This is a genomic window from Nonomuraea sp. NPDC052129 (genome assembly GCF_040680095.1).
Classification (GTDB): Bacteria; Actinomycetota; Actinomycetes; order Streptosporangiales; family Streptosporangiaceae; genus Nonomuraea.
The window spans coordinates 52058-71780 of sequence record NZ_JBFAVX010000023.1 but is presented as its reverse complement, the minus strand read 5'-3'; the positions used below and the strand labels follow the sequence as shown (position 1 = coordinate 71780).

Genomic DNA, 19723 nt, shown 5'->3' with positions numbered 1-19723 from the left:
AATTAACACAGTGCGGTCGCACTTTCACAGAGCAGTGTACTCGATACCACAACGTTGGCCGAGTTTCCGAATGTTCCCGAAGTACGCTGCCTTCCATGAACGAGTCTCCAGGAGTCGTCGATCTGCTCGGTGTGCTGGCCTATGCCGAGCTCAGCGCCTTCGCGCGGATGACCGAGGACGCGGCCTCCCTGGCCCCCTCCTTGGCCGATCAGGCCGCGCTCAGCGAGCTGGCCGTAGCCGAATATGCCCACTTCGGTCTCCTGCGCGACAGGCTGACGGAACTTGGCGCCGATCCCGAGCAGTCGATGTCGCCGTTCGTCGAGGCGCTGGACGCCTGGCACACCCAGACGGCCCCGGCCGACTGGCTGCAGGCGTTGGTCAAGGCGTACGTGGGCGTGGGCATCGCGCTCGACTTCTACCGGGAGGCGGCCAGGCACCTCGAGCCGTCGATCGCGAAGCTGGTCGACGAGGTGCTCGTGGACGAGGGCCGCTCGGAGTTCGCGGTGGAGCGGGTCAGGGCCGGGGTCGCGGCCGACCCGGCGGTGAGCGGCCGGCTGGCGCTGTGGGCGCGCCGGCTCGTCGGCGAGGCGCTCAGCCAGGGGCAGCAGGTCGCGGCGGCCCGCCCGGAGCTGGCGCTGCTGGTGGTCGGCCCGGCGGTCGACGACCCTACGCAGATCTCCCGCCTGTTCGCCAAGCTGACCGAGGAGCACGGCAAGCGGATGGCCGCCCTCGGCCTCTGAACCGCTCCCGCGCCCTGCGCGTCGCTCCAAGCGAGGGTACGGCGTGTGCCGCCGCACCCTCGCTCAAGCCGCTGGGGGTGTCGCCGTACCCCGCTTGAACCGCTGGGGAGTCGCTAGAGAGTGCCGCCGAAGCCGACGGGCCTCGACTCGTCCTCGCCGATCTCGATGAAGCCGATCGACGCGACCGGCACGATCACGCGCCGCCCCTTCGCGTCGGTGATGGAGAAGACGCCGCGATCGGCGGCGAGCGCCTTTCTGATCTCCTCTTCGACCTGCTCGGAGGACAGCTCGGTCTCGACAACGAGTTCGCGGTGTACGGAGCGTACGCCGATCTTGACTTCCATCATGCTCCCTTTCGACGGGGCTGGCTCCTCCCATCGTCGCCGCTGGTGGGCCAGGAAACGCCGATGATCGCGCCCAGCGAACGGGTTTAAGCCGTACGCGGAAAACCGCTGATGCCGCGCCAGGCCAGCCGGGCCATGAGCTGCTCGGCGGCGTCCTTCGGGATGGAGCCCTGCGTGGTCACCCAGTAGCGGGCGCTCACCTCGGCCATGCCGACCAGTCCGACGCCGAGCAGGTGGGCCTCGTCGCTGGTGCAGCCGGTGTCCTCCTGGATCACCGCGCTGACCATCTCGGCGCATTCGCGCAGTGAGCGCTCCACCCGCTGGCGCACCGGCGCCACGTTGCGCAGGTCGGACTCGAAGACGAGCCGGAACGCCTCGCCCTGGGTGGAGACGAAGGAGTAGAACGCGCTGAATGTGGCCTGGACACGGAGTTTGTTCTCGTGCGTGGAGGCCAGCGCCTCACGGCAGCGGTTGACCATGTCGTCCACGTGCAGGTCGAGCAGCGCGAGGTAAAGCTCCAGCTTGCCGGGGAAGTGCTGGTACAGGACGGGTTTGCTGACTCCGGCCCGATCGGCGATCTCGTCCATGGCGGCCGCGTGATAGCCGTTCTCCACGAACACTTCCTGCGCGGCGCTGAGCAGCTGCCGGCGGCGGGCTAGTCGGGGCAGCCGAGTGCCCCGGGGCTTGGCGTCCGGGGTTGCGGTCACGCTGGTCTCCATGGGGCTCCGAGTCGGCTGTTCGGACATCCTACGTGCGACTCAACGACTCATCAGCGATAGTCGTCATCAGCGATAGTCGTCGTCATCGAGGTCCACCTCGCGATACTGCTCGGCGGCGTCGGCCGGATCGACCTCCAGCGGGGTCTCGCCCTCCGCGTCGCGCACGTCACGGTGCTGCTCGGCGGCGTCGGCCTCGGGGGCCTCGATCGACAGCTCTTCCATTTCGTCGAAGGGGAGGTCGTCCCCACGTACGTCCATCTCCGACATTGCAGTCCCCTTCTAGGTGCGGACGGAACCAGACTACGCCTGACCGAAAAGGTCGCCGTGCTCCTCGACTCTGGCCAGTACGGCGTGTGTCGTGAACACCAGTTCCTCCGGGTGCTCACAGCCCTCGACCTCCTTCCACAGCAGCGGCGTCGAGACCGTGGGCTGTGGCCCGGCGCGCAGTGAATAGGGGGCCACGGTGGTCTTGGCCGGGTTGTTCTGGCTCCAGTCGATGAACACCTTGCCGGGGCGCGCCTTCTTGGCCATCACGCTGACCACCTGGTCGCGGTGGGCCTTCTCCAGCACCTGGGCCAGCCTCTTGGCGTACGCCGAGGGCTCCTCGCGGCCGTCCCACTCCGCGTACAGCTGCATGCCCTTGTTCCCGCTCGTCTTCGGGCGGGCGGTGAGACCGTCGGCGCGCAGCACCTCGCGCAGCATGAGGGCCACCCGGCAGCACTCGACGATGGTCGCCGGAGCTCCGGGGTCGAGGTCGAACACGAGCGTGTCGGGCGGCAGCGCCGCGCCGTCGTCGGACACCCGCCACTGGGGCACGTGCAGTTCCAGGGCCGCCAGGTTGGCGTAGTAGACGAGCGACGGCAGGCCGTCGATCACGGCGAAGTCGATCTCGTCGCGGTTCTTGGTGCTGCCCGGCACCGGCAGGGTGGCCCTCCTGACCCAGTCCGGGGTGTGGTCGGGGGCGTTCTTCTCGAAGAAGGACTGGCCGGTCACGCCGTTCGGGTAGCGCTTGACGGTGAGCGGCCGGCCTTCCAGGTGCGGCAGGAGCGCGGGGGCGACGCGGCTGTAGTAGTCGATCACCTCGGCCTTGGTGAAGCCGACCTCGGGATAGAGCACCTTGTCCAGGTTGGTCAGCACCAGCTGCCGCCCGTCGACCCGCACCGGGACCTTCGCTGGGCTCACAGCGTCACCTCCGAAGGGAGCTTGTCCGGGCGCAGCCCGCGCCACACCGGGTGGCGCAGCCGCAGATCGTCGGTCCACATCGTGTAGGCCACCTCCCCGACGAGCTCGGGTCTAACCCAGCGGTTGCGCCACGGGACGACGTTCTGGAAGGGGCTGCGGGGGATCTCCAGCGGGCTCAGGAACGCCTGGAGCTGGTCGAGCACGGCCTCGGTGAAGCCGGTGCCGACGTGACCGACGTACGTCAGGCCCTGCTCCGTGAACACGCCCATGATCAGCGAGCCGATCCCGCCCGACCTGCGGCCTTTGCCGGGCTTCCACCCGCCGATCACGACGTCCCTCGTGCTGAGGTGCTTCACCTTGATCCACGACGGCGAGCGCGTGCCCGGCCGGTACGGCGAGTCGAGCCGCTTGGCGACGACGCCTTCGAGGCCCTGCTCCTGGGTGGCGGCGAGCAGGTCGGAATCTCCCGGGAAGTACGGCGGCGCGCCGATGTCCAGCTCGTCGAGGAGACTGCGCCGGTCGCGGTACGGCAGGTCCATCAGTGTGATGCGGTTGAGGTAGAGCAGGTCGAACGGCAGGTACGTGACCGGGTACAGCTCCAGCATCACCTCTTCCGGGTCGGTGAGGTGCATGCGGTGCTGCAGCCGGACGAAACTGGGCCGCCCGCGCGGATCGAGCGCGACCACCTCGCCATCGATCACCGCATTCTTCACCCCGAACCCCGAAATTTCGGGATACCGGCGGGTGTACTCGACTCCGTGCCTTCCCGTCACCTTCAGTTCACGGTCCAGGTGGAGGATGGCGCGGATGCCGTCCCACTTGACCTCCAAGCCATACCGCTCACGATCTTCCGGTAGTTGTCCGGGTACGGCGAGCATTGGTTCGATGGGGTATGGCATTGGTTGCACCATGACGGGTATGTGCCCATAGGGCGAGCCCGCTAGAGCTGAGGAGTGCCCATGCGCAGCATCTGGAAAGGGGCGATCTCCTTCGGCCTCGTCACGATCCCGGTGAAGCTCTACTCCGCGACCGAGCAGAAGGACGTGACCTTCCACCAGGTACACCGCGAGGACGGCGGCAGGATCCGCTACAAGCGCGTGTGCACGGTCGACGGCGAAGAGGTCCCCTACTCCGACATCGCCAAGGGCTACGAGCTGGCCACCGGAGAGATCGTGGTGCTGACGGACGAGGACTTCGAGGATCTGCCGCTCAGCACCTCGCGCAGGATCGACGTTCTCCAGTTCACGCCGGCCGACCAGATCGACCCGATCTACTTCGCCAAGTCGTACTACCTGGAACCGGACGGCCAGGGCGACAAGCCGTACGTGCTGCTGCGCAACGCCCTGGAGAGCTCGGGGCAGGTCGCCGTCGTCAAGGTGGCGCTGCGGCAGCGGGAGTCGCTGGCCACGCTCAGGGTGCGTGACGGGGTGTTCGTGCTGGAGACCATGTACTGGCCGGACGAGATCCGGGTGCCCGACTTCGGGTTCCTCGAAGAGGACATCGAGGTACGGGCCCAGGAGCTCAAGATGGCCGAGTCGCTCATCACCACGATGAAGGCGGACTTCGACGCGACCGAGCACCACGACGCCTACCGCGAGGCACTGCAGCAGGTGATCGAGGCCAAGGTGGAGGGCAAGGAGGTCATCGCGCCGCCGGAGGGCGAGGAGGAGGCGGGTCCCGCCGTCGACCTCATGGCCGCGCTGCGGGCGAGCGTCGACGCGGCCAAGCGCGAGCGTTCCGGCGAGGCCGCCAAGCCCAAGCGGGCCACCAAGGCGTCGAAGGACGCAGGGGACAAGGACGCGGGGGAGAAGGCCGCCCCCAAACGCAAGGCCCGCAAGTCCGCCTGATCCGGCACCGCAAATGCAAAGGCGCCTTCGGCATCAAATGCCGAAGGCGCCCCGCATTTATCGGAGGGGGAGGCTTGGCCGGAGGAATTCCGCTTCACTGCTCCCCCGAAATGCCATGGGAATTAATTCCCGCCGAGTCCGGACGCGTTGGCGTGGCGACTTTTCCCGAGTGCCTGTGTCCTTTATCGAGAACACAGGCACTCGGTGGTGCGTCCGGAGCTCACCTCAACCGTGTAACCGGTTGCATGGCTATCTCCTCGACGACCGGATCGGCCGTCTGCGAGTTGTTACTGGAGCGCCTCGCGACGAGCGCGCTCCTCTTCCTCACGCTCGAAGTTGAACGAGCGAGCGTTGGCGTCGGCGTCAGAGTCCGTGCGCACGGTGTTCTGGTTGTTGTTGTGCAGGTGGATGTGGACCTTGACCCGGCCACTGCGGCCGTGGTTGCGACGGCCCCAGCCGCCCCAGCCGCCCCAGCCGCCGCAGCGGCGGCCACAGCCCCACGAGAAGGTGGAGGCGCTGGTGCTCGCGGAGGCGGTCGTGGCGCTGGCGGAGGTGGCGGTGGTCAGGGCGCCGAGGCTGATGAGGCCGCCGGACATACCCGTGCTGATCACAAGCCCTGCGATGACACTCTTGAACTTGGGCATTGAATTCCCCCCTAAAGGATCGGTTGCCCTGTTCCAGATATTTGCCGGAGTGAACGGTAAATATCTTGGATGACATTGAATGCGCCATCCGTGCTGATTTATTTCCGACGTTCCGGCGGGATAAACGGCCGTAGTTGTGTTTTGCTATACGCTAACTCTCTCATTGCTCTCATTAAGCATTTATGAAATGAAATGAAATGATTTGTCCGTTTTATGGGGGCAGGTGGTCCGCGATGCGGTCGCCCCGATTCCGGCTCGCGGCGACTGCCCGGAAGTGGGGCGTCGCCGAGAAATCCGGCTAAAGGCCGCGAATCGCGTACCGATAAATGCCAATAAAGGAGCATTTATCCGAAATGTAGGCTGGAGGGCGACGGCGGTTATCGTTGGGGGAGGCGAGGAGGACGCATGACAGCAGCACCGATCCCGCACTGGCCAGGACGGATGTTCGGGTCGGTGCACGTGAGGAAGACCCCCGACGGCGCCCCCGAGAAGGCGGTCTTCGTGCACGGCCTGGCCGGCGCGGCCACCAATTGGACCGACCTGATGGACGAGCTGAAAGACCTCGTCACCGGCTACGCCATAGACCTGCCCGGCGCGGGATTCTCGCCCGAACCCGCGAACGGCGACTACACCATCGCCGCGCACGCCCGCGCGGTGATCGGCCTGCTGGAGGAGACCGGTCCCGCCCACCTGTTCGGCAACTCGATGGGCGGCGCGGTCGCCGTCAGGGTGGCCGCCACCCGCCCCGACCTGGTGCGCTCGCTCGTCCTCATCTCGCCGGCGCTGCCCGACCTCCTGCCCAGGTACGGCCCTATGCGCATCGCCGCCGCGTCGCTGCCCCGGCTGGGCGAGTGGGTGGCGGGCAAGCTCCGGCTGATCCCCGCCGAGCAGCGGATCAGGTCCTCCTTCGCCATGGTCTGGGCGGATGTCGCCGCGGTCCATCCACTACGGCTGCGCGACGCGATCGAGGAGCAGCGCAGGCGCGACGGGCTGCCCCACGCCGGCGCCGCCATGATCGGCTCGGCCCGGGGCATCGTGGCCGAGTACTTCCGCCGCGGCGAGGCGAACCTGTGGCGCCAGGCCGCCCTGATCGAGGCGCCCACCCTGATCATCCACGGCAGGCACGACCGCCTGGTGCGCCCCGCCATGGCCGCCAAGGCGGCCCGTACGTTCCGGCAGGTCAGGCTGGTACTCCTGCCGCGCGCGGGGCACGTGGCGATGATGGAGACGCCCCGCGTGGTCGCCGCGGAGGCCCGCCGTCTGATCGGTGAGACACGCTTGGGGAATGCCCCACTCGCCAACTAGGTTTCACAGGTGGATGGGATAGTCCCCCTCGAACGGGAGCGTAGAAAGTGTCGTTGCCACCGCTGGTCGAGCCGGCCGCAGAGCTGACCGTCGACGAAGTGCGCCGCTACTCGCGCCACCTGATCATTCCCGACGTGGGGATGGCCGGGCAGAAGCGGCTGAAGAACGCCAAGGTGCTCTGTGTGGGCGCCGGTGGCCTGGGCTCGCCCGCGCTGATGTATCTGGCGGCGGCGGGCGTGGGCACGCTGGGGGTCATCGACTTCGACGTCGTCGACGAGTCCAACCTGCAGCGCCAGATCATCCACGGCCAGTCCGACGTGGGCCGTCCGAAGGCCGAGAGCGCCGCGGCCACGGTCCGCGAGATCAACCCGCTGGTCAACGTCGTCGTCCACAACACGGCGCTGACCAACGACAACGTGATGGAGATCTTCTCCGGCTACGACCTCATCGTCGACGGCACCGACAACTTCGCCACGCGCTACATGGTGAACGACGCCGCGGTGCTGCTCGGCAAGCCGTACGTCTGGGGCTCGATCTACCGCTTCGACGGCCAGGCCAGCGTGTTCTGGGCCGAGCACGGCCCCTGCTACCGCTGCCTCTACCCCGAGCCCCCGCCTCCCGGCATGGTGCCCTCGTGCGCCGAGGGCGGCGTGCTGGGTGTGCTGTGCGCCTCGATCGGCTCCATCCAGGTCAACGAGGCCATCAAGCTGCTCACCGGCATTGGCGACCCGCTGGTCGGACGGCTGATGATCTATGACGCCCTGGAGATGAAGTACCGCGACGTCAAGGTCCGCAAGGACCCCGAGTGCGTGCTGTGCGGCAAGAACCCGACGGTCACCGAGCTGCTCGACGACTACGAGGCGTTCTGCGGCGCGATCTCCGACGAGGCCGCCGAGGCCGCGACGGGCTCGACGATCACCGCCCGCGAGCTCAAGGCCATGCAGGACAACGGCGACGACATCTTCCTCGTCGACGTCCGCGAGATCAACGAGTACGAGATCGTCTCCATCCCCGGCGCCACGCTGATCCCCAAGGGCGAGTTCCTCAACGGCTCGGCCCTGGAGAAGCTGCCGCAGGACAAGCGCATCGTGCTCCACTGCAAGTCGGGCGCGCGCTCGGCGGAGGCGCTGGCGATCGTCAAGAACGCCGGGTTCTCCGACGCGGTGCACGTCGGCGGCGGGGTGCTCAGCTGGGTCGCGACCGTCGACCCCAGCCTGCCCTCCTACTGATGCCCCTTTCTTAAGTCCGTCCACCGGGGTCTGGTTTCTGCGGATGGCGCCCGGTCGCCCGCATTAAGGTCGATGCCGTGGACGACGCTCGCCCCTGGCCCGCTCTCGTGGCGGCCTCCGTGCTGACCATGGTCTGCGCGGTCGCCGCCGGGGTCGCGGCCAGTGCGGCGGGCGCGGAGCTGTCCCGCGGCCCGAGCCCGGCCGAACTCCACTCGGCGGCCAGGCGCGAGGTCGCCGAGCGGTGGCGCACCTGGGCGAGCGGGCGCATCTTCCCCGCCAGCCTGCCCTACTCCGCCGAGCAGGGCGGCCGCGAACGTGCCAGCCGGATCGGCATCTCACCGGCCGTCACCTGCGCCGACTCCGTCGACGCCAAAGCCGCCAAGGCTCTGCGCAAGGCGGGCTGCCTCGGGGTGCTGCGCGCCACCTACATCGACGCCCTGCGGGGCGTGCTCGTCACCGTCGGCGTCGTGGCCCTGCCCGACGAGCCCATGGCCGTACGCGCCAAGTCCGCCTTCTCCGCCGCCGGCGCTCCCGTACCCGGCCTGCGGCCCGTGGCCTTCCGGGACACGGTCTCCGACCGTTTCACCCCTTCCGTACGCCAGGCCGGCTCGGTACGCCAGGCCGGCCCGTACCTCGTGCTGACCACGGCGGGCCAGGTCGACGGCCGGCCGGCGCGCACGGTCGGTGAGCAGCGGCCGGCCATCTTCGCCTTCGCCGGCGAGATCTCCGAGCGGATCCTGGCCGACCTGAGCACGCCGCGGATGCCCGACTGCACCTCCCAGGAGTGGCGGTGCTGACCCGCGCGGCCGTGCTCATCACGGCGACGCTCCTCTTCAGCGCCGGGTCCGCTCTCGGGGCCTTGAGCGCCGGGCCCACGCCGGGGCTCTTCAACGCCGCGCCCGCGCTGGCGGACGACGTACGCGGCGGTCAGGAGCCGGTGATCAGCACGCTGGAGCTGAAGAAGGCGTGGCGGATCAGCAAGGGCGCGGGCGTCACCGTGGCCGTGCTCGACTCGGGCGTCGATCCCGGCCACCGCGACCTGGCCGGCTCCGTGACCGTGGGCAAGGACTTCACCGAGGGCGCCAACCCGCCGGACGTGCCGCCGCGTCGCCTGCACGGCACGTACATGGCCTCGCTGATCGCCGGGCATGGCCACGGACACAGGGGCAAGCTCGGCGTGATCGGCGTGGCTCCGAAGGCACGGCTGCTGTCGGTCCGGGTGATACTGGAAGACGAGGAGCCGGGGTTCAGGGAGTTCAACACCGCCGTGCGCTTCGAGAACGTGGTGGCCAGGGGCATTCGCTACGCGGTCGATCGGGGGGCGCGCGTGATCAACATGTCGATCTCCAAGGATCTGGCGACCGAGGAGGAGCGGGCGGCCGTGCGTTACGCGATCTCCAAGGGCGTCGTGCTGGTGGCCGCCGCGGGCAATGACGGCGCGGGCAAGCCCGATGAGACGGGATTCGCCCCCTTTTCCTATCCGGCCGCCTTCCCCGGCGTCGTGTCCGTGGGCGCGACGGACCGGCGGCTGCGGCGGGCGACGTTCTCCAACTGGAACTCATCGGTGCTGGTGGCCGCGCCCGGCGTCGACATCATGGGCGCGGGCCCCGACGACGAGTACTGGGTCGGGAGGGGCACCTCGCAGGCCACCGCGCTGGTGTCCGGAGTGGCCGCCCTCATCAAGGCCAAATATCCGGCGATGTCGCCGCCGCTGGTCGCGCAGGCCATGACGGCGAGCGCGACCGACCGGCCACCGGGCGGCTACGACACCGGCACCGGCTTCGGCGTGGTCAACGCCGCCAAGGCGCTCGACGAGGCGGCCCGGCTCGCCAAGCACACCGAGACGGCCGCGGGGGCGCAGGCGCAGGACCCCGCCCGGCCGCTCGCCGGCGGATCGGCGGGCCGGATCGAGGTCGTCAACAGGGACCAAGCGCGCGTAAAGGTCTATGGGGCGATCGCTTTGGCGGCCGCCCTCGGCGCGCTCTCCTCCATGTGGGCGATATTCGCCCTGGTCAGACGCGTGCGTCGCGCTCAGAATGGGCAAGACGCATGATCCGCCCGCTAAGGGGGACGAAATAGACACGAACCGAGCCTGGGAACGAGGCGGTGGTGAAGGCACGTAGGTCCACCTCAGGGTTGCCGCGCGCCGGGGGAGCCACATCGGGACGAAGGAACCCGCTCGGTGCTCCAGCCGGCCGCCGTTCTCGCGTGCGCTCCTGGCCGGCCGCCACCGGCCGCGACAGGCTGGCGAGCAAGGAGCGGGTGGAGCAGGCCGTGCTCCGGCAGGGTGTGCGCTTCCGCCGCCTGTTCGTGACGCTGGTCGGCACCATCGTGGTCGCCTCGGCCGTCCTCGTGCTGCTCGGCACGATCGGACTGCTCGAGGAGACCCGGTCCCGCCCGCTGACCGCCGCCGAGCAGAACCAGTACAAACAAGAGGAGATCGCCAGGCGCTGGCAGGCGTGGCCCGCCACCGACGTCTTCCCCGAAGAGGTCAAGTACGTCGGGCTCGACAAGGCCCAGCAGTACGCCCGGCGCGTCGGCATCGCCCCCGAGACCGAATGCGGCAAGGGCGTCGACCCGTCCGTGGCGGGCGTCCTCGACGACAACGGATGCGTGACCATGCTCCGCGCCACCTACGTGGATCAGACGGCCATGTTCGTCTTCACGGTCGGTGTGGCCGTACTCAAGGACGAGGACTCCAGGCTCTCGGCGACGGAGCAGCTCACCCAGGACGACCGGGTCGGCGTGCTGCCCGTGGCCTTCCCCGGCACGGTGACCGAGCGGTTCGGGGCCGACCAGCGCCAGCGTACGGGCTGGGTGGGCGCCGGTCCGTACATCGTGTTCTCGACGGCGGGCTACACCGACGGCAGGACCCGGGCGGCCATCCCGCCCGAGGAGATACTCCACAGTGAGCTGTGGCCGGCGGGCAAGTCGATCGGCAACCAGATCGCCTACTTCCTGGCGGACCCGCCGAAGGTTCCGCCCTGCACTCAGGGGAACGTGTGCTGACCGTCGTACGCGCGCTGACCGCCGCCCTGGTCATGCTCCACGCCCCGGCGGCCGCCCCCGTCCGGGACCAGCAGCAGTGGGTGCTCGACGCGCTCAACGTCGAGCAGGCGTGGACGGTCACCAAGGGCAAGGGCGTCACCGTGGCAGTGGTCGACAGCGGCGTCGACGGCAAGCTCAAGGAGCTGCGCGGCCGCGTGACCGCCGGTCCCGACATGACCGAGGCCACCGTCCAGCGCCAGGCCAAGCCCGGCAAGCACGGCACCGCGATGGCCGCCCTCATCGCCGGGTCCGGGGCCGACGACGGGCTGATCGGCGTGGCGCCCGAGTCGGGCATCCTCTCCCTGGCCCTGGCCGTCGACGAGGACCCCGGCGTCGGCACCATCGACCCCCAGCAGGAGGAGCAGAGCGCGCTGGAGAGCCCGCTGGCCCGTGCCATCCGCTACGCGGCCAACCACGGCGCCAAGGTCATCAGCATGTCGATCGGCTCCTACGGGCCGCTCAAGTCCGAACGCGAGGCCGTCTCCTACGCGCTCGGCAAGGGTGTCGTGCTGGTCGCCGCCGTCGGCAACGACGGGCAGACCAAGTACGCCAAGGACAACGGCACCTCGTTCTGGAGCTTCCCCGCGGGCTATTCGGGCGTCATCGGCGTGGCGGCCGTCGACAAGCAGGGCAAGAAGGCGACGTTCAGCAGCGACAACCTGTCCGTCCTCGTCTCCGCGCCGGGGGTGGGCGTGCCCGTCGTCAAGCGCAAGGGCGGTTACGAGTTGTCGGAGGGCACCAGCTCGGCCAGCGCGCTCGTGGCCGGGGTGGCCGCGCTGGTCAAGTCGCGCTATCCCGCCATAGCGCCCGAGCAGGTCGCGCAGGCTCTGGCCGCGAGCGCGCGCGGACGGCCCGCCGCCGGTTATGACGACAAGACCGGGTTCGGGGTGGTCGACGCCGGTGCCGCGCTCAACGCGGCCGAACGGCTGGCCGGGGAGCAGCGCGAGGTCGCCGTGCCTGACGACCGGCACTTCGGCGTCGGCGAGGACTCGCCCGGGCCGTCGCGTCCGGGGCCCGATCCGTGGCGGCTGTGGCTCTATGGAGGGGGCGTGCTGCTGGCGCTGGTGATGTTCTGCGGGGCCATCATCGTGCTCAATCAGCGTAGAGAGTAAAGATCCGCTATGGTCGCGCGTCATGGGATACGAGCTGCGCGTGGTTCGTGAGGCGCCCCTGGCGTTTTCCGAGCTCGCGAAGGCGATCGCGCCGGCCGGTTTCGGGCTGCGCGGGTCGGACGAGATCGTCACCGGACACGCCGGTGACACGCACGTCGTGGGGCACTGGCGCGATCAGGTGATCGGCGAGCCGGGCTCCGACTGGCAAGTGGCGCAGCTCGTCCTGCTGGCGGCCGCCCTCGGCGCCAGGCTCGTCGGCGAAGACGGCGAGAGCTACACGCTGCGCGACGGCATCGTGGAGCTGGTGGCCGGCGGTTCGGTGGTCGAGATCGGCAAGTTCCACGAGATGATCGAGGCGGGGCCCAACGCATGGACTCCGTGAACCCGTTCGCCGAACGGGTCCTCGAGGTAGTGGAGTCCATACCGCCGGGCATGGTGATGTCCTACGGCGACATCGCCGAATATCTCGGCGAGGGCGGACCGCGTCAGGTCGGGCAGGTCATGTCGACCTGGGGCGGTGGCGTGCCGTGGTGGCGCGTGGTGCACTCCGACGGCACCGGCGCGGCCCCTGACCACGTGCGACGCTGTCTGGAGCACTGGCGCGAAGAGGGCACCCCCCTCCGCGGTGAGCGCGTCGACATGCGCCAGGCGCGCTGGGACGGTCGTTCAGCCGATTCTCAGAAACGAGTTTGACCAGCGGATTCGCTCGTTGGGCGAATCCGCCGCACGTGACTCCCCTTACGATGGCTAGAACCAGTGATGGCGGTTCGAAAGGCGGTGCCTTACCGATGGCAACCGGCGTCACAGCCCTGAGTCAGGGCGGCGATCTGATCGCCGATCGCCTGAAGGCTGTCCAGGATCTCTGTGACCGGGGTGAGCCGCTCGACGCGGTCATGCGGGCCGTCGGACCGGGCGGCCGCGACTCGGCGTTCGACACCGAGGCGCTCAGCGGACCGCTGGGCGCGCGGATGGACTTGGCCGTCAAGCGTGGCGCGGCGCGCAGGCGTGAGCTCATCACGTTGCTGCGCCCCTACCTGGCGGCCGTGGACGCGGGCGTCAAGCGCGACCTGCCGGTCGCGCGGCGCCTGATCTGCCACCTCATCGAGCATCGCCCGGACGACGAGCTCGTCGACGGCGACACGCTCACCAAGGTCGTGGCGGCGGCGGCCGAGCCGTCCAAGCGGATCCGCGCGGGTCTGCGCTGGTACGCCGACCTGCCCTTCCGCGAGGAGCTCCCCGCCGACCTCTACCGGCTGCGGCGCGCCGACCTGGTGCCCGTGACCCACATCGACGACATCGTGTGGGTCAACGGCAAGCTGCGCGTCACCGGCTTCGCCTACCTGGCGGGCCTGTCGGTGCGCAGCCGCCGGTTCAACTGGGCGACCGTGGTGCTGCGCGGGCCGCGCTGGCTGCCTCCGGTGCGCCTGCGCACGCGCCGGGTGCTGGCCCCCGAGGCCACGCACGGCGCGCGCGAGCCCGGCTGCAACTACGACTGGTCCGGGTTCACCGCCGACCTCAGCCCATGGTCCCTGCGCTGGCGTGGAGCCGTACGCGGCCTGGTGCACGCCGTACGCAGGCGGATGCGCCACCGGCCCGCCGTCCACGACACCACGACGTGGCGGGCCGAGATCGTCTTCTACAGCCGCGGCGCGCGGGCGACGGGCCTGCTGCGTGGCGCGTCCCCCGGTCGCACCGAGCGTCCCGCCGGGCTCAAGCTGCGGCCGGGCTGGTGGGCCAGGCCGGTGTGGACCTCCGATCGGGCGCTGCAGGTCGTGCTCCAGCCCAACCGCGCCGAGCTCGCCGGGGTCTCCGTCGAGGGCGACCGGCTGGAGCTGAAGATCTTCCTGGCCGGCCGTACGGTGACCAAGGGCCACGCCCGGCTGGGCGGCCACCGCATGGCCGCCGAGTTCACGCCGGTGGCCAACGGCACCGAGGTGCTGGTCAGCCAGGCCGTGTCCGCCCTGTTGCAGGAGAAGGACGGGCGGCGGCTCTGGGTCGAGCCGAAGGGCGATCCCGCCGCGTCGGTCATGCTCGCCGACCTGGTGGAGACCAGGATGCCTTCCGGCGACCGCGAGATCACCGTGCTGGGCGACCGGCGCGACCGCGTGCTCGTCTCCGCGCACCGCATCCGCCCGGTGATCACCTCGGCGGTGTGGGAGGGGCTCACGCTGGTGCTGCGTGGCGACTATCCCGACGCGGCCGGGCCGCGCGTGCTGACGCTGCGCCACCGGTCGGGACTGTCCTACCACATGCCGATGGAGCGTACGGGCGATCAGTTCTCCGTACGCCTCGAGCCCGCGTCGATGGACCGCTTCGGCGAGGTGGTGCCGCTGTCGTCCGGCACCTGGAACATGTCGCTCCGGCACCCGTCCGGGGAGATCGTCCCCGTCCGCATGGACCACGCGGCGCTGCCCGGCCTCGACGAGGAGCCGCGCGTGTCCGAGGGGCGGTCCTTCCGGATGCTCTCGACGCGCTTCGACGTGCCGGTGGTGGCCGTGGAAGAGGAGCGGCCGGCCGACGAGAAGGGCGTCGCGGGCACTCACGTGCTGCGGCGGGTCTTCTATCCGGCCCAGCGCACCGAGCCGCTGACCGATGCGACCGTCTACGTGGTCAACGACGGCCGCCTCTACGCCGACAGCGTCCGGGCGATCTACGAGGAGCGGGTGCGGCGGGGGGATGACCGCGAGCACATCTGGATCGTCAAGGACGGCGCGTTCACGCCGCCTCCGGGCACGACCTCGGTACGCGCCGGCAGCCGCGAGCACCACGCTGCGCTCGCCCGGTCCCGATTTATCGTGACAAATGCGTTCCTGCCGGTTTGGTTCCGCTCACGCGAGGACCAGGTCGTCCTGCAGACCTGGAACGGCACGCCGGCCAAGCGCATCGGCAACGACCAGCCGCACATGACCCGCGACCCCCGCCCGCCGATCTGGCACCGGCAGGCGGCCGAGGTACGCGGCTGGGACGTGCTGCTGTCGCAGTCGCCCTGGGCCACGCCGGTGCTGCGGCGCGCGTTCGGCTACCAGGGGGAGATCCTGGAGAGCGGGCTGCCGCGCAACGACGTGCTGACCTCGCCGGACCGCGACTCGCTGGCGGCCGCGGTCCGGGAGCGGCTGGGCCTGGTCGAGGGCAAGCGCGTGGTGCTGTACGCGCCGACGTGGCGAGACTATGACCGCAAGAACGCGATGGTGAAGCTCGACCTGGCGAAGGCCCGCGAGGCGCTGGGCGCCGACCACGAACTCCTGGTCAGAGCCCACCCCATGCAAGCCATGCCCGCCGTCCCCGACATCGCCCACGACGTCACGACTTATCCCGATATGGCGGATTTGCTGCTCGTGACGGACGTGCTGGTCACGGACTACTCCTCGGTCATGTTCGACTTCGCCGCCACCGGCCGCCCGATCGTCTTCTACGGGTATGACCTGGCGAAATACTCATCGAAGCGCGGTCTCTACATCGACCTCCCGGAGCAGGCCCCAGGGCCGGTGCTGTCGACGTCGGCGGAGGTGATCGACGCACTACGCTCGATCGACTCGGTGGCCGCGGCCCACGCGGACCGCTACGACGCCTTCCGCGCCACCTTCGCCCCTAGGGACGACGGCAAGGCAACCGCCCGAGTCGTGGACCACCTGTTCTCGTAGACAGCTGGCCACCCACCCGTCTGGGTGGGTGGCCGTCGAGAACCCAGGATCGGTCTCTATCGCGGCAGGTCGATTTGATACCGGATGAAGCCCCGGTTTGCGGCCGCCTTGTCGTAAAAGGCGCCGCGCGGTGGTGCTCGACTCGTGGGTGTTCCATTGACGTGCTCCTCGCCCTGAAGAGGCGAAGATTCCCGTGCTGCTTACGCAGCAGTCCATGCCGCGTAAGCAGCACGGGCTGTGGAACGGGACGCTTGACGCTTCACTGACCCGCCTACCGGCAAGTCTCCACGTCCTGTCACCGCCCGTCCGGCGGCCTCGTCGTACCGATGAATCCAGGAAGTGATCTCACGGCCAGCTTGGTTATCGCTTGCCAGTTCGATCACAGAAACCTTACCGTACGTGATTGGGACGTCGCAAACAGTTCCAATCGCTGCACGTTCGCGCCTCAGAGGTCACTCACGCGCGGGTCAACACCATCCCGCCTGAAGACGGGAGCACTGGCCCGCATCTCGGTAGACGCGATCGCAACCACGATCCCGGGCCCAGTCGACCACGCTCTCGATCAACGATGGCGTGGATGGTGCGCGCCCCGGTGGACCGGTGGGTGCGGGTAGCATGCTGGCCGAGCAGGCCACGGGAGACGATCCGCTCGGCCGCTGCCCAGTCCCGGTCACAGGACAGGCCGCAGGCCGGGCAGTAAGCCCACCTCCAGCCCCGCTCGCCGAGCCGGTCCGGGGCCGGGCAATGCTGGAGCACCGACGTGCCATCCCCGCACCGGGGGCAGTACCGGGAGGTCCCACGCGCCGCGACGGTGACCACCGCGATGGCGTACTTGGCCGCCAGATGCCGGATCGCCTCGACGATCCGCCCGCGCACCTGCCCCGACAGTCGCGCGTTCCAGCCCCCTCGGCGTCCGCGCGCCTCCAGGGTGGCCAGATCCTCCACATAGATGACCGTCGCCCCCGCGGCGCTGGCCTGATCGACCGCCCACCGCGCCGCCGACCAGGTCAGTGCCTTGTTCAGGTTGCGGATACGGGCGCACAGCCGCTCATGCTCAACACCGATGCGCTGGCAGGCCGTACGCAACGCGAGGTAGCGGGGATCAGCAGGCGTGATCCCAGCTAGGAGCCTTTGCAGGTGCCGGTGCTTGGCGGCCAGGTGTTCACGCTCGCCGCGCAGCCGGTGCAGCTTGGCCGACACACCGCTCGCATCGTAGACCAGCGGCCGCCCATCACTCATCACCCGGCCATCGGCCACATCGGCCAGACGCCCCGCCACGCCGACCAGCAACCCGTTGAGGCCCCAGTCGAACCCGCACCCGACCCGATGACCGGTAGCGGGCGCGAAGCCGACCGGGATCTGGAACGGCAGATCGACCCGCACCCGCCCCTTGACCACCCGCACCGTGGGAGCGCACAACGCCGCCTCCGCCGGCACCGTCGGCGGCAACGCCAACGGCAGCTCATGCCAGGCCCAGTCCCGACCGGACGCGGGGAATTCGACCAGGGGAAGCTTTACCCGCAGCCGGGCACTGTGGTGGCCGGTGCGCTCCAGGGTGAGCAGTTGCCGGTCGGCCGCCGCCAGCACCACCTGCGCCGCAACGTTCGGCGGCTCCTCCAACTCGGTCAGATCGGCCGGGAACGCGCCATGCTCGTCGCGATACGCGCGAACCTGCCGGGTCCGGTTCCGGATGTCCGCCGCGCTCACCCCGTCCGGCAGCAGCGCACGCAGCGCCTCCCACTCGGCGCCCGTACGCGCACCCGTATTCCGCGGCCAGGTGGCCACGATCGCCGCCACCAGACGGCGCCGATGCAACGCCAGCCGCAACAGACGGGCGGCCTGCTCCTGCGCGCACCGCATCACCCGATCACCGACGTACACGCCCGAGGGCGGGCTCACACCCCAGCCGAGCCTGCGCAGCGCCATCCAGCCCTTCGACGGCAACACCCGCCCGTCCAGCCCCACCCCGGACCCCAAAGCGTCCAGATCAGCCGCATTCCACCGGGCCACCACCAGACAGACGGTCACATCGCGTGCCAGACCGGTCAACCAGGCCACCCGCCGCACCAGCAGCGCCTGCGCGACGACCTCACCGCTCGCCTCCACCACCGCCGCATAGGCGGTGCAGGAGGCTGTCGCGGTGAGCCTACTCACCCACCGCCCCCATCAGGTCATGGGTGACCAGGCGGCATCGACACGTGTACCGCACGGTCTGGAGCCCAACCTGCACCCTGCCCACCCCTGCCACCACGATATGTGACTGTAACGCTACCAAGAGTTGACGTCTTTGGGTAGAACGCGTGAGCGATACGCATCCGCCGGATACCGATCCATCCCGCCGATCACGTTCCACCGGCACAGCACGAACGACGAGCCCAGAGCAGAATCCCAGGTTTTCATAGCGAATATGAAGAACGGTTCATACCCTGCCGTCCAGGGTCGCGCCGAGGCGTGCAAACGCGTGCAAACGCGTGTCCGCCTGGAATTCCCCATGCCCTGTCGTATCTCTTCGCGCGCCACATGAGTCGTGAGACAGGTGGAGCCCAGCAGTAGATCTCGCAGCACATCGAAACGTTCGGCGCGGCAGAAATGGCTGAGACAGGTTGCGTCGAACACCAAAGGGGGATCGGGCTCGTCGCCGTTCATGGCTCCAGGTCCGGGTAATCGCGGGCAGGAAGGTCGGCCGCCGAGACCTGGCCGCGCATCATCTCAACCGCGCGGGATGTCGTGATGAGCCCGTTCTTGAACGACTGCAGTACGGCGTGCGCGTAGCGCGGCGGCACGAGAACCGCCTCGAGGTCCGGCTGTGGAGCCCAATCGACTGCTTCCATCAGCTCCGCTCGCGTCGGATTGCGTTGACGCAGTGTCTTGGCGGTGTCCCTGTCGATGAGGCCGGCCTCGGTCGCCTGACGAAGGGTCAACGACCACGATGTGTGGTACTTCGCGGCGAAGGTGATCAACACATCCCGCTTCGTGGTCGGCCCGGCGGGGAGGCGCTCGGTGAACGCGTCGATCGGCAGCAGTAATTCCGCGGAGAAGGAATCTATGATCGACTCCCTTTCGGCGCGCGAGCTGTGGACACCGATGTCCGAGGAATATTCGTCGCCGATTATCAGATGCCCGAGTTCGTGGGCCGCCGTCGCGCGGCGGCGCCCCGGATCGCCGTTGCTGCTGACGACCGCCACGGCGATATCGTCTTCGACCAAGGAGGCTCCGTCACCGGGCGTCTCGACTATGGCCACCAGCTGTCCGAGTCGCTCGCATACGGCCATCATCGAGTCGATGGGATCAAGCCCGAGGTTGAGCCGCCCGCGTGCCCACGAGGCCGCAGAACGCGCGCCCAGAGTGTCCTCCACGGTCTCGGGATATCGCTCGATGCGTGGAGCGGCCAATTCTCCGAGTTCTATGAGCTGTTGGACGTCGGACAGCCAAGTGGATAGGGCGATCTCCAACCGGTAGGACTGTCGGGTGGCGTCGGTCACAGTGTCGTCGGCCAACTCCGTGCGACGGGATACGACCGTTGGGGGAGAGCTGAGAAAGTAGCTCAACGGGACCTTGAGGATGGCCGAAAGCTTGGCCAGTTCTAGCGCGTCGATCCGACGAACGCCTGTCTCGATCTTGGCGATCATTGTGCGGTCGAGATTCATGGCCGAAGCGATCTGCTCCTGGGACATGTCAGCCGCGAGCCGGCATTCGCGGACGCGGTCACCCACGCCTGTCCACTGTCCGCCATCCTTCATAGTGCGATAATCGCACGCACGGCCATCGCTCAGCAGATCGTTTGGAGACGTAGGGGTAATCGTTATCTCAAGAGCGCATTGTCCGGATCTGGCATATGTGCAGATCGCGCGGCTCTGGGGCGCTATGCGCTATGGGGTGGAGGTCTCCAGCTGCCGGGGGGGCTGGCCCCGG

The 19723-nt window shown here is 69.0% G+C and carries 20 protein-coding genes; 11 read left to right on the top strand and 9 right to left on the bottom strand.

Going from position 1 to position 19723, the window contains the following annotated elements; translation table 11 throughout:
- Window positions 1–95 precede the first annotated feature (95 nt).
- Window positions 96–740, top strand: coding sequence for a ferritin-like fold-containing protein (locus AB0L53_RS38195; RefSeq protein ID WP_364004895.1), 645 nt, complete (start codon window positions 96–98; stop codon window positions 738–740).
- A gap of 113 nt (window positions 741–853) precedes the next feature.
- Here the strand turns inward: AB0L53_RS38195 and AB0L53_RS38190 are convergent, their stop codons facing one another.
- From AB0L53_RS38190 to ligD (AB0L53_RS38170), 5 genes are all read right to left on the bottom strand, one after another.
- Window positions 854–1087 (bottom strand): DUF3107 domain-containing protein, encoded by a 234-nt coding sequence (locus AB0L53_RS38190; RefSeq protein ID WP_357651993.1) that lies wholly within the window; start codon window positions 1085–1087, stop codon window positions 854–856.
- A gap of 83 nt (window positions 1088–1170) precedes the next feature.
- On the bottom strand, window positions 1171–1791 hold the full coding sequence (locus AB0L53_RS38185) for a TetR/AcrR family transcriptional regulator (protein WP_225300629.1): 621 nt from the start codon (window positions 1789–1791) through the stop codon (window positions 1171–1173).
- Between the two features lie 78 nt (window positions 1792–1869).
- Window positions 1870–2070, bottom strand: coding sequence for a hypothetical protein (locus AB0L53_RS38180; RefSeq protein WP_358551579.1), 201 nt, complete (start codon window positions 2068–2070; stop codon window positions 1870–1872).
- 33 nt (window positions 2071–2103) lie between these two features.
- Window positions 2104–2985, bottom strand: a complete 882-nt coding sequence (ligD, locus tag AB0L53_RS38175; protein WP_358551577.1) for a non-homologous end-joining DNA ligase — start codon at window positions 2983–2985, stop codon at window positions 2104–2106.
- Window positions 2982–3884, bottom strand: coding sequence for a non-homologous end-joining DNA ligase (gene ligD / locus AB0L53_RS38170; RefSeq protein ID WP_364004892.1), 903 nt, complete (start codon window positions 3882–3884; stop codon window positions 2982–2984). Before ligD (AB0L53_RS38170) ends, ligD (AB0L53_RS38175) begins: the two co-directional genes overlap by 4 nt.
- Window positions 3885–3944: 60 nt before the next feature.
- Between ligD (AB0L53_RS38170) and AB0L53_RS38165 the strand changes: the two genes are divergently transcribed.
- A complete protein-coding gene (locus tag AB0L53_RS38165; RefSeq protein ID WP_364004889.1) occupies window positions 3945–4832 on the top strand; it encodes a Ku protein in 888 nt (295 codons plus the stop codon).
- A 287-nt stretch (window positions 4833–5119) separates the two neighbouring features.
- Here AB0L53_RS38165 and AB0L53_RS38160 read toward each other — a convergent pair whose 3' ends face one another.
- On the bottom strand, window positions 5120–5476 hold the full coding sequence (locus AB0L53_RS38160) for a hypothetical protein (protein WP_357652003.1): 357 nt from the start codon (window positions 5474–5476) through the stop codon (window positions 5120–5122).
- Between the two features lie 405 nt (window positions 5477–5881).
- On the opposite strand from AB0L53_RS38160, the gene AB0L53_RS38155 reads away from it, so the two are divergent.
- From AB0L53_RS38155 to AB0L53_RS38115, 9 genes are all read left to right on the top strand, one after another.
- A complete protein-coding gene (locus tag AB0L53_RS38155; RefSeq protein WP_364004885.1) occupies window positions 5882–6781 on the top strand; it encodes an alpha/beta hydrolase in 900 nt (299 codons plus the stop codon).
- A gap of 47 nt (window positions 6782–6828) precedes the next feature.
- On the top strand, window positions 6829–8010 hold the full coding sequence (gene moeZ / locus AB0L53_RS38150) for an adenylyltransferase/sulfurtransferase MoeZ (RefSeq protein ID WP_357944403.1): 1182 nt from the start codon (window positions 6829–6831) through the stop codon (window positions 8008–8010).
- A 77-nt stretch (window positions 8011–8087) separates the two neighbouring features.
- Window positions 8088–8807, top strand: coding sequence for a hypothetical protein (locus tag AB0L53_RS38145; RefSeq protein WP_364004882.1), 720 nt, complete (start codon window positions 8088–8090; stop codon window positions 8805–8807).
- Window positions 8801–10063, top strand: a complete 1263-nt coding sequence (locus AB0L53_RS38140) for a S8 family serine peptidase (protein WP_364004879.1) — start codon at window positions 8801–8803, stop codon at window positions 10061–10063. Before AB0L53_RS38145 ends, AB0L53_RS38140 begins: the two co-directional genes overlap by 7 nt.
- 155 nt (window positions 10064–10218) lie before the next feature.
- A complete protein-coding gene (locus tag AB0L53_RS38135; protein WP_357944410.1) occupies window positions 10219–11019 on the top strand; it encodes a hypothetical protein in 801 nt (266 codons plus the stop codon).
- Complete coding sequence (locus AB0L53_RS38130) at window positions 11013–12170, top strand: S8 family serine peptidase (protein WP_364004876.1); 1158 nt, start codon at window positions 11013–11015, stop codon at window positions 12168–12170. Before AB0L53_RS38135 ends, AB0L53_RS38130 begins: the two co-directional genes overlap by 7 nt.
- A 22-nt stretch (window positions 12171–12192) precedes the next feature.
- Window positions 12193–12552, top strand: coding sequence for a hypothetical protein (locus tag AB0L53_RS38125; RefSeq protein WP_364004874.1), 360 nt, complete (start codon window positions 12193–12195; stop codon window positions 12550–12552).
- Window positions 12540–12863 (top strand): MGMT family protein, encoded by a 324-nt coding sequence (locus AB0L53_RS38120; RefSeq protein WP_357944419.1) that lies wholly within the window; start codon window positions 12540–12542, stop codon window positions 12861–12863. Before AB0L53_RS38125 ends, AB0L53_RS38120 begins: the two co-directional genes overlap by 13 nt.
- Window positions 12864–12958: 95 nt before the next feature.
- Window positions 12959–15811, top strand: a complete 2853-nt coding sequence (locus tag AB0L53_RS38115; protein WP_364004871.1) for a CDP-glycerol glycerophosphotransferase family protein — start codon at window positions 12959–12961, stop codon at window positions 15809–15811.
- A 456-nt stretch (window positions 15812–16267) separates the two neighbouring features.
- On the opposite strand, the gene AB0L53_RS38110 is transcribed toward AB0L53_RS38115, so the two are convergent.
- From AB0L53_RS38110 to AB0L53_RS38100, 3 genes are all read right to left on the bottom strand, one after another.
- Window positions 16268–17965, bottom strand: coding sequence for a transposase (locus AB0L53_RS38110; protein ID WP_364004868.1), 1698 nt, complete (start codon window positions 17963–17965; stop codon window positions 16268–16270).
- A gap of 114 nt (window positions 17966–18079) precedes the next feature.
- Window positions 18080–18457 (bottom strand): hypothetical protein, encoded by a 378-nt coding sequence (locus AB0L53_RS38105; RefSeq protein ID WP_364004865.1) that lies wholly within the window; start codon window positions 18455–18457, stop codon window positions 18080–18082.
- The gene (locus AB0L53_RS38100; RefSeq protein ID WP_364004862.1) at window positions 18454–19551 is read right to left on the bottom strand and encodes an XRE family transcriptional regulator; all 1098 of its coding nucleotides are present in this window, start codon (window positions 19549–19551) and stop codon (window positions 18454–18456) included. Before AB0L53_RS38100 ends, AB0L53_RS38105 begins: the two co-directional genes overlap by 4 nt.
- Window positions 19552–19723 lie beyond the last annotated feature (172 nt).